Genomic DNA, 8,985 nt, shown 5'->3' with positions numbered 1-8,985 from the left:
GTAGCTGATGAGAACTACAGCATTGAAGATAATCGCTCATCCTTAAGCTTGCTCCTTGACCACAAACTGCTTCTAGTATTTCACCAAGGGCACTTCGGAAGGTCGTGGGCAATCATAATATCCTTATCAATTATAGCCGTACCCTAAGGGCACGTGAGTAGTGAAACCTATGTCTGTTTAGTACTTCAGTCAAGCACAAAATAATAATCTAGTTGCTGATGGTAACGATAATCTCGAAAGTGTCTTTTAAACAGTGACATCTGTATAATCTGCTCAGGCTAATTCGGAGCATTTATGCAAACAAATCTACCTTCACAACAGCAATTACTACAACAAGTTCATCATTCGATAAACTCTAATCAAATAGAACAAGCCTGGAAGCAATGTCAGCAACTGCTAAAGCAGCACCCAAAATTTGCAGATGCATGGATGACAAATTCATTTATTGCTATGAGAGCAGGCAAATTAGAGGTGGCTATAACATCTATCGATAAGGCAATTAAGCTAGCCCCAAACCAAATCAATTTTAAGCTTAATAAAGTGATGCTTTTAGAACAATGTGGAGAGATAGGGAATGCATGTAAGTTAGGAGCTCAGTTACTTGATAGAAATGTTACAGAGCAAGCTGTGCTAAAGTCCCTTGCTGCATTTTTTAATAGAACTCAGAGATATGAGCTGTTAGAAAAGTGTTACCTAAAACTACTTGTAAATGAACCAAACAATCAAGAACTATTATTTAACCTAGCTAATGTGAACTTATTTCTGGGTAATATAGAGGAAGCGAATGCGCTTGCTACAAAAGCTTTAAAAGGAAATGAGTTGGACTGTGATATTCATTTCTTTAGAAGTCACTTGAAGAAACAAAGCACTTCTAGCAATCATATAAAGGAATTAGAAAAGTTTTCGCAAGCCCTATAAAAGACGCAGTGCGTAAGGCAAAAATATACTATGCGTTGGCAAAGGAGCTGGAAGATTGTGAGAGGTTTTCTGAAAGCTACAAAATTCGGCAATTAGGTGCAGAAGTATATCGTAAAAGTTTAAATTACAATTTAAACGATGAGCTAAACTTTATTCGTGCAATAAAGCAGACTTATACAGCGCAAACTCTTAAAGAGAAGAAGGAAAGACAGGCGACTGAGCTTGAATCTAATAAACCTATATTCGTGGTTGGGTTGCCTCGTACAGGAACAACATTACTGGAAAGGATTGTAAGTAGTCATAGCAAGGTTACTTCTGCAGGTGAATTAACACACTTTAATCGGTTGATGAGTGCTGGTATGGATCAACTGGGACTTGTTCCACAATTATCCCGTAGCGAGATGGTGTCGGAGTCAACGAAGTTAGATTTTGTTCAGCTTGGCAAACAATATTTAGAAGCCACTAAAGCATTAGTTGGCAAAAAGGAGCATTTTATAGATAAGCTTCCACAGAACTCTTTGTATATTGGCTTAATTCATTTGGCGTTACCAAAGGCCAAGGTGCTGCTTCTTGAGAGACATCCTCTTGATGTCTGTTACTCTGTATATAAACAACTTTTTACGGATGCTTTTCATTTCTCCTATGATCTTGAAGAGTTAGCAGACTATTATCATGAACATCAGTTGCTGATGGCTCATTGGCAAAAAGAGTTACCCAATGTGGTGAAGACAGTTAGGTATGAGGCGCTGGTTAATAACTTAGAGGATAATGCTAAAGCTGTTATTGATTTCTGTGGTTTAGATTGGGAGGAGTCATGTCTAGAGTTTCACAAAAACAAACAGGCCACGACAACCGCAAGTGCGAGCCAAGTCAGGCAGAAAGTTTATTCTAGCTCAATTGGAATGTGGAAAAACTATAAAAATGAGTTACAGCCATTGATTAGTAAGCTCGAGGCTTATGGTTGTTTGGAAGGGTGGGAATACTAACAGTAATATTATAGTAAAAGTAATGAAGAAAAGGCCTCAACTGAGGCCTTTGTTTTATTATTTACTTTTTAAATTTTGATTTTCCAACTTTTCCTTTAGGCTTTCCTTTGTCTTTGCCTTTAAATTTCGGATTATCACCTTTCCCTGATTTTTGATCGCCTATTACGGTTAGGTTCATTGGTCTGCCAGCAACATGGGCTTTGCTTAGAATTTGCAGCACCTCTTTTGGCATACCTGAAGGTAAATCTACCGTTGTGAATTCATCAAAAATATCAATACGGCCGATATACTCACTATCAAGTTCAGCTTCGTTGGCTATTGCACCGACGATGTTGCTGACTTTAACATTGTGACTGTGACCGGCATCGATTTTGAAGCGTTCCATTTCAATATCAGGGTGTGCTTTAAGCGGTTGTGCGTACGGTGAAAAACTTCTATCGCTGCTACGCTTAGAGCCTTCATCGCGACTTTTACGATCGCGTCTTTCACCTCTTTCAGGTCTATCAGCTCTATCGCTACGTTCTTTTTTAGCTTTAGGCATTTCTTTCAGAATTAATTCATCTCCACCCGCAAGCTTTGCCAGGGCGGCAGCAATGATTTCTGGTTCACAGTCGGTTTTAGCTTCAAGCTTTTGTACAAACTGTTTAAAGAAATTTAAATCATTACTTTCTATGGTGCTTAGAATTTTTCGTTCAAAACGACTCATGCGCTGCTCATTGATATTTTCAATGCTGGGCATTTGCATTTCGGTTATAGGTTGATTAGTAGCGCGCTCGATGGCTTTCAGCATACGTCGTTCGCGGTGTGCCACGAACAAAATGGCGTGCCCACTTCGACCTGCACGACCGGTTCGACCAATACGGTGAACATAAGACTCTGTGTCATATGGAATATCGTAGTTAACTACGTGACTGATACGTTCAACGTCCAGACCACGTGCTGCTACATCGGTTGCAATTAGAATGTCGCTTTGACCTTTCTTTAATTTTTCGACGATGCGCTCACGTGCATTCTGTGCGATATCACCATTGAGTGCCTCTGCTCTGAAACCACGCGCCGTTAATTTATCAGCAAGTTCGATGGTGGCAATTTTGGTCCGTACGAAAATGATCATGCCATCAAACTCTTCGGTTTCCAGTACGCGTGTCAAAGCATCTAATTTATGTAAACCGCTGACCAGCCAGTAGCGCTGATCAATAGTTGTGGCGGTACTGGTTTTGGTCTGAATCTTGATATGCTCAGGCTCATGCAGATACTTTTCGGCAACCTTTTTAATTTCTTTCGGCATGGTGGCAGAAAATAGTGCTATCTGGCGTGTGTCAGGTGTATGGCCTAATACCCACTCGACATCTTCGATAAAACCCATGCGTAACATTTCGTCTGCTTCGTCCAATACTAACGCTTTGAGGTTATCCAGTTTCAATGTTCCACGACGGATATGATCCATGACGCGGCCTGGTGTTCCAACAACAATTTGGGCGCCACGTCTAAGCTGGCGTAGCTGAATATCGTATTTTTGGCCACCATAGATTGGCAGTACATTCATGCCTGGCATATTTTTAGCATAACTTTGGCAGGCTTCAGCAACCTGGATCGCAAGTTCACGGGTGGGAGCTAAAACTAATAATTGGGTGTTATTATCTTTGGGGTCCAGTTTGGACAGCATTGGCAAAGCAAAGGCAGCCGTTTTACCGGTACCAGTTTGTGCTTGACCAATAATATCTTTTCCAGCCATAAGCACTGGAATACTGGCGCTCTGGATAGGCGATGGTTGCTCGTAGCCAACTTGCTTAATGGATTTTAATACGGCAGGCGAAAGTCCCAGTTCGTCAAAACTGGTAATGGTTTGATCTTGTGTCATCAGTGTTACCTATAAAAACATGAAGAGCGAATTTGCTCGAATAAGCGTAGGCCAACTGAAAACCCAATTTCAAAAGATACAACAATCGCGGAATAATCGTAGAAAGGATGTACTGAACTGACCACTTGCTTAACGGGGGCGATTATACACACTATTTAAGACAGGTGTTAGTGCTATCGCAGACTAGTCAAACGATTAAATGCGATTGCTTTGAATGGCACAATCTGACATTCTTTAAAAAAAGATGACATTGGGGTGAAAAAATGAGGTTACTGGGGATTGCTTTAGCGTTTTTGGTATTAAGTGGCTGCTGGTGGCAGGATGAGATGGTTCAGATCCAGAAGAATGGTGATATGACCATGGCTATTATTGTCATGCCCGACTGGGAGTTCACGTCGAAAGAAGAGGTGCAGTCCAGGGCGGCTAGTTATGAAGATGAAATGCGTAAAGCTGGCTGGCTAATTAATAAAAACACCGAATCTAAGGCAAATGGGGAGTTTAATTTACATTACATTCTCAAAGGAAATTTGCTCAGAGTAAATCAGCAAACGTCATTTTATGAGATCGTCTCGCGAAACTCCAAACAAGTAACCATCAGATTCTTAACGCCGCGCATTGATGAGGAAAGAGTTGATCGTAAGCTTTATTTTGATTACTCGATTGCCAATACGGCTACGGTGTTTGATAAAAACAAAAGTCTTGTTCAGGAAGTGGAAACAGTTAATGAGGATGACCGATATATCATTTCTCTTTAACAATAAAAAAGCCGGTGGCTGGCCGGCTTAGGTTAGCTTTAAGACTATTGTTTATAGATTTTACCGTCCTTCATAATGAATGAGACCTTCTGTAGCAGTTTGATATCTTCTGCTGGATTACCTTTAACCGCGATAATATCGGCTAATTTTCCTTTAGCAATGACTCCTAGCTGGTCATTGTCCAGTAACTCGGCTGATGTGACGGTGGCGCTTTGAATGGCTGCCATCGGTGGCATGCCTGCTTCAACCATATATTCAAACTCTTTAGCATTATCTCCATGAGCTGAAACACCACTGTCTGTGCCGAAAGCAATCTTAACACCATAGTCGTAGGCTTCTGCGAAGGTATTCTGGATTTGCGGGCCAACTGCACGTGCTTTGGGACGAACGATTTCAGGGAAGAAACCATCAATTTCAGCTTTTTCTGCCACAAACTTACCAGCGATCACGGTTGGCACATAGTAGGTACCGTGTTTTTTCATAGCACGCATGACTTCTTTATCCATATAGGTGCCATGCTCGATACTGGTGATACCGGCTTCAATAGCGCGAAGCATACCTTCTTTGCCGTGGGCATGAGCCGCCACGTGCATACCATAATCTTTGGCGGTATCAATAACCGACTTTAGCTCTTCAACGGTAAATTGTGGATTCTGGCCACTTTTCGCCAGACTCAGAACACCGCCAGTAGCAGTGACCTTAATAAAATCCGCACCCTCTTTATAACGTTGACGCACCGCTTTCTTGGCATCCTCGACACTGTTGATGACGCCTTCTTTTGGACCTGGGTCACCCATCAACTGTGCATTAACACCATTGGTTGGGTCGGCATGTCCACCGGTCGAAGCAATCGACTTGCCTGCGGAATAAATGCGGGGACCGTCCACCCAGCCCTGATTGATGGCGTTGCGCAAAGAAATAGTAACGTTGTAGCTATCGCCTGGGTTACGCACAGTCGTAAAACCAGCGAGCAGAGTGCGCATGCCATATTCTTGGGCGCGGTAGGCCAGGTCAGCGGGATTCAGTGTGAAGCCTTCAACATAGGCGGTCGGACTCATCTCACCATCCAGATGAACGTGCATATCCATAAGGCCTGGTAGGCAGGTTTTATCGCTCAGGTCTATTAGTGATGCGCTGGCAGGTTTGTTGGTGGTTACTTCGCTGATGGTATTACCGGTAACCTTAATAAAGCGTTCACCTAAAAAATCGCCGGCTTGGGTATCAATCAGGTTGCCGCAATGCAGCCAGCTAGAATCGGTCACTTCCTTAGCCAGGCTTGGATTGATGGATATGGATGCAATAATAGTGGCTAGTGCCAAAGTCGTTTTTGTCATCTTCATAATGTTCCCCATTGGTTAGTGGATACAGAAATACCTTAATTGACAGGTTAGTGCAATCCGGATGGGTGAGCCTGGGCATGAAAACTGTAACTAACTGTTAATTCCAACCCGGCGGGATAATAGTATTTCAAGTGGCTTTTGGTACAATGCAGGCAACTTTTCTCTCTAATACTAATAGGCGATATTTTTGGCAAACTCAGTTCCTGCTTCGCTTAGACCTTTTAATACCTTTGGGGTCGAGGCAACCTGTAATGAGCTAATCAGCTTTAATGATGAAGAATCTATTCAAAGCTGGCTCAAAGCGGAAAAGCCTGCGCTTGATTCGCTCTTTATTCTCGGTGGCGGCAGTAATCTGCTTTTGTTGGGTCATATCCCACTGACTTTTCTGCAAGCGAGTATTCAGGTGATTAACTATATGGAGCAGCAGGCTGGCGATGATGTGTTGGTGACTGTTGGGGCGGGAGTGAATTGGCATCAGCTGGTGCTGGATAGTTTGAATAAAGGATATTCAGGCCTTGAGAATTTATCATTGATTCCCGGCAATGTAGGTGCAGCCCCGATTCAGAACATTGGTGCTTACGGTGTTGAGCTGAAAGATCGCTTTGTCAGTTTACGAGCTGTCGAGTTAGCGAGTGGTGATGTTAGAGAGTTTTCGGCACAAGACTGCCAGTTTGGTTATCGCGACAGTATTTTCAAGAGGGCTTTGAAGGGGCGCTATGTGATTACACAGGTGACCTTACGCTTAAATAAACATTCGCAGCCGCACATTGAGTATGGCCCCCTAAAGCAAATGTTAGCAGATGAAACTGCGATCACGGCCAAGCAGGTCAGCGATGCAGTAATTGCCATCCGGCAGAGTAAACTGCCGGATCCAGCTCAACTTGGCAATGCCGGTTCATTCTTCAAGAATCCTGTTGTGACCGAAGAGCAATTCCAGACATTACATGATGCATTTCCTGAGCTGGTTGCTTATCCGGTGGGTGACAAACACTATAAACTTGCCGCAGGCTGGCTCATAGAGAAGGCCGGCTTAAAGGGGTATCGCGAAGGTGATGCAGGGGTGCATGACAGGCAGGCTTTGGTGCTGGTCAATTATGGTCAGGCGAGTGGCGATGATATTTTAAGAGTCGCTAAACGCGTGCGTGATAAAGTGCTCGAACTTTTTGGTGTCAATCTGGAGCCTGAAGTCTGGATTATTGGCAAACAGCAGATATTTCCATCATGACTGAACATCGCGATCAGCAGTTAAGGCAGCTCATTAGCTTATTACAGGATGGAGAGTTTCATTCGGGACAGAAGCTGGCCGATGAACTATCAGTTAGTCGAGCTTATATCTGGAAGCTGATGCAGCAGCTAGAGGAGCTGGGATTAGAATTTGAATCGGTAACCCGTAAGGGCTATCGACTGTTAAAGCCGTTGCAATTACTCAATCCAGAGCAGTTGCTGCAATCTATGATCAATAATGGAATGTCAGATTGGCAGTGCGAGGTACTGCTTTTGACCGATTCGACCAATCAGCAATTAAAAGGTAGCGGTTTTTGTCATAAAAAACTGCTTGCTGCTGAATATCAGTCAGCAGGTCGTGGTCGTCGAGGTCGGCAATGGGTGTCGCCGCTGGCCAGTAATCTGTATTGGTCAGTGGGCTGGCAAACTCAGATGCCAGTGCAACAGCTGGGTGGCTTGAGCCTGATAGTTGGCCTTGCCATCATCAAGGCTTTAAATAAGCTGGGCATTAAAGGTGTCCAATTGAAATGGCCAAACGATATTCGTTACCAAGGAAGAAAACTGGGAGGTATCCTGATTGAGTTATCGGGTGATATGGCAGGTGCATTGCAGGTTGTCATCGGAGTTGGACTGAATATGCAAATGGGAACCTCTGTGGCGAAGAGTATCGAACAGGAGTGGATGAACCTGCATGAGTTAGCTCCTGAAGTAAGTCGCCAGCAGGTGTTAGCAGAAATGATTATCGAACTTAACCAGGCACTAGAAACCTTTGAGCAAAAAGGCTTTGAATCTTTTCAAGCGGACTGGAAAGCTGTTGATGAGTGTTTTGGGCAAAAAGTCAGCATCTTGCAGCACAATCAGGAACTAAAAGGAATTGGCGCCGGGGTTGACGCAACTGGCGCATTATTGCTGCAAACTGGGAAAGGTATTGTCCCAATCTATGCTGGTGAAGTCAGCTTGCGGTTTAGAAGTTGACAGGGGAGAGCGACATGATTCTGTTAATTGATATTGGTAATTCACGCAGTAAGTGGGCGCTTACCAATCAAACTCGGGGCGTGAAATGGCTGGCAGCTGGGCAATGGGATAATCAGGAGTTTGATCAAAGGCATTGGCTGGCACAGTTTAATGCACTAAAAGAAAAAGTGACCCAGGAATATGGCGCTGCCATAGAAGCTGTTGCTATTAGTTGCGTGGCCACAGACCGAGTCTGGGTATTATTAGGCGATTACAGTGAGCGGGTATTTGCAGTCACTCCTTATCTGGCTCATTCGGAGTCGAGCTATCAGGGCCTGCATGGGCGAACTCTGGTGAATAGCTATAAAGTGGCGCAAGCGCTGGGTGTCGATCGGTGGTTAACGATGGTTGCTGGAATTGAGTTATTGCCATCGGCATTCGCGGTGATCGATGCCGGAACGGCGATAACTCTGGATGTGGTTAACTCTGAAGGGGTGCATTTAGGAGGACATATCATCCCTGGTCAACAGCTCATGCAGTCGACACTGCTAAAGGACACTGGGCGTATCGGCTGGAGCGCCCAGCATAACCTTGATGCTCAATCTGCCAGTGACTGGCTGGCTGCCAACACCCAGTCAGCGGTGGAGCTTGGAGCATTGCATACTGCTGTGGCTTATTTAGAATATTCTATTGCAAAACTGCGCAGTCAGTTTCAGCTGGAAACTATTATTATCACCGGCGGTGATGCCAGCCAATTGATGGGGTTATTGAGCCAGCAGTTCCGAAATCACCTCAAATACGAAAAAGATCTGGTTTTACAGGGACTTTTTTATTGGCTACTGAGTGATTTGACTAAAAAAACGGCAGATAAAGCCGATTAACAGTCAAATTAAAAAAAATCATAAAAAAGCATTGCCAAACCAAAATGAGGTCGCTAAAATTCCCGC

The 8,985-nt window shown here is 43.9% G+C and carries 8 protein-coding genes; 6 read left to right on the top strand and 2 right to left on the bottom strand.

Annotated features, from left to right (window positions below; translation table 11 throughout):
- The first annotated feature begins 294 nt into the window (after positions 1 to 294).
- Positions 295 to 918, top strand: coding sequence for a tetratricopeptide repeat protein (locus HUJ19_RS07075; RefSeq protein WP_290623015.1), 624 nt, complete (start codon positions 295 to 297; stop codon positions 916 to 918).
- An 8-nt stretch (positions 919 to 926) separates the two neighbouring features.
- Positions 927 to 1,904: a sulfotransferase gene (locus HUJ19_RS07070; RefSeq protein ID WP_290623014.1), complete on the top strand. Its 978-nt coding sequence runs from the start codon at positions 927 to 929 to the stop codon at positions 1,902 to 1,904.
- A gap of 61 nt (positions 1,905 to 1,965) precedes the next feature.
- Here the strand turns inward: HUJ19_RS07070 and HUJ19_RS07065 are convergent, their stop codons facing one another.
- Positions 1,966 to 3,765: a DEAD/DEAH box helicase gene (locus tag HUJ19_RS07065; RefSeq protein ID WP_290623013.1), complete on the bottom strand. Its 1,800-nt coding sequence runs from the start codon at positions 3,763 to 3,765 to the stop codon at positions 1,966 to 1,968.
- Positions 3,766 to 4,028: 263 nt separating this feature from the next.
- Here HUJ19_RS07065 and HUJ19_RS07060 point away from each other — a divergent pair, with 263 nt between their 5' ends.
- The gene (locus tag HUJ19_RS07060) at positions 4,029 to 4,520 is read left to right on the top strand and encodes a hypothetical protein (RefSeq protein WP_290623012.1); all 492 of its coding nucleotides are present in this window, start codon (positions 4,029 to 4,031) and stop codon (positions 4,518 to 4,520) included.
- A gap of 44 nt (positions 4,521 to 4,564) precedes the next feature.
- Here the strand turns inward: HUJ19_RS07060 and HUJ19_RS07055 are convergent, their stop codons facing one another.
- Positions 4,565 to 5,860, bottom strand: a complete 1,296-nt coding sequence (locus HUJ19_RS07055) for an amidohydrolase family protein (protein ID WP_290623011.1) — start codon at positions 5,858 to 5,860, stop codon at positions 4,565 to 4,567.
- Between the two features lie 187 nt (positions 5,861 to 6,047).
- Here HUJ19_RS07055 and murB point away from each other — a divergent pair, with 187 nt between their 5' ends.
- From murB to HUJ19_RS07040, 3 genes are read left to right on the top strand one after another with little or no spacing between them, the layout of a single operon-like run.
- A complete protein-coding gene (murB, locus tag HUJ19_RS07050) occupies positions 6,048 to 7,085 on the top strand; it encodes a UDP-N-acetylmuramate dehydrogenase (RefSeq protein ID WP_290623010.1) in 1,038 nt (345 codons plus the stop codon).
- Positions 7,082 to 8,059 (top strand): bifunctional biotin--[acetyl-CoA-carboxylase] ligase/biotin operon repressor BirA, encoded by a 978-nt coding sequence (birA, locus tag HUJ19_RS07045; RefSeq protein ID WP_290623009.1) that lies wholly within the window; start codon positions 7,082 to 7,084, stop codon positions 8,057 to 8,059. Before murB ends, birA begins: the two co-directional genes overlap by 4 nt.
- Before the next feature lie 14 nt (positions 8,060 to 8,073).
- Positions 8,074 to 8,919 carry a type III pantothenate kinase gene (locus HUJ19_RS07040; protein ID WP_290623008.1) on the top strand — a complete coding sequence of 282 codons (846 nt, stop codon included), beginning with the start codon at positions 8,074 to 8,076 and terminating at the stop codon, positions 8,917 to 8,919.
- Positions 8,920 to 8,985 lie beyond the last annotated feature (66 nt).

This window comes from Kangiella sp., from assembly GCF_014762745.1.
Classification (GTDB): domain Bacteria; phylum Pseudomonadota; class Gammaproteobacteria; order Enterobacterales; family Kangiellaceae; genus Kangiella.
The sequence above is the reverse complement of the archived record's forward strand: the minus strand, read 5'-3'. Positions and strand labels throughout refer to the sequence as shown.

Excerpts from the sequence above, each read along its gene's own strand:
- HUJ19_RS07075 (WP_290623015.1), top strand. The coding sequence starts at position 295 with ATGCAAACAAATCTACCTTCACAACAGCAATTACTACAACAAGTTCAT.
- HUJ19_RS07065 (WP_290623013.1), bottom strand. The coding sequence starts at position 3,765 with ATGACACAAGATCAAACCATTACCAGTTTTGACGAACTGGGACTTTCG.
- HUJ19_RS07060 (WP_290623012.1), top strand. The coding sequence starts at position 4,029 with ATGAGGTTACTGGGGATTGCTTTAGCGTTTTTGGTATTAAGTGGCTGC.
- HUJ19_RS07055 (WP_290623011.1), bottom strand. The coding sequence starts at position 5,860 with ATGAAGATGACAAAAACGACTTTGGCACTAGCCACTATTATTGCATCC.
- birA (WP_290623009.1), top strand. The coding sequence starts at position 7,082 with ATGACTGAACATCGCGATCAGCAGTTAAGGCAGCTCATTAGCTTATTA.
- HUJ19_RS07040 (WP_290623008.1), top strand. The coding sequence starts at position 8,074 with ATGATTCTGTTAATTGATATTGGTAATTCACGCAGTAAGTGGGCGCTT.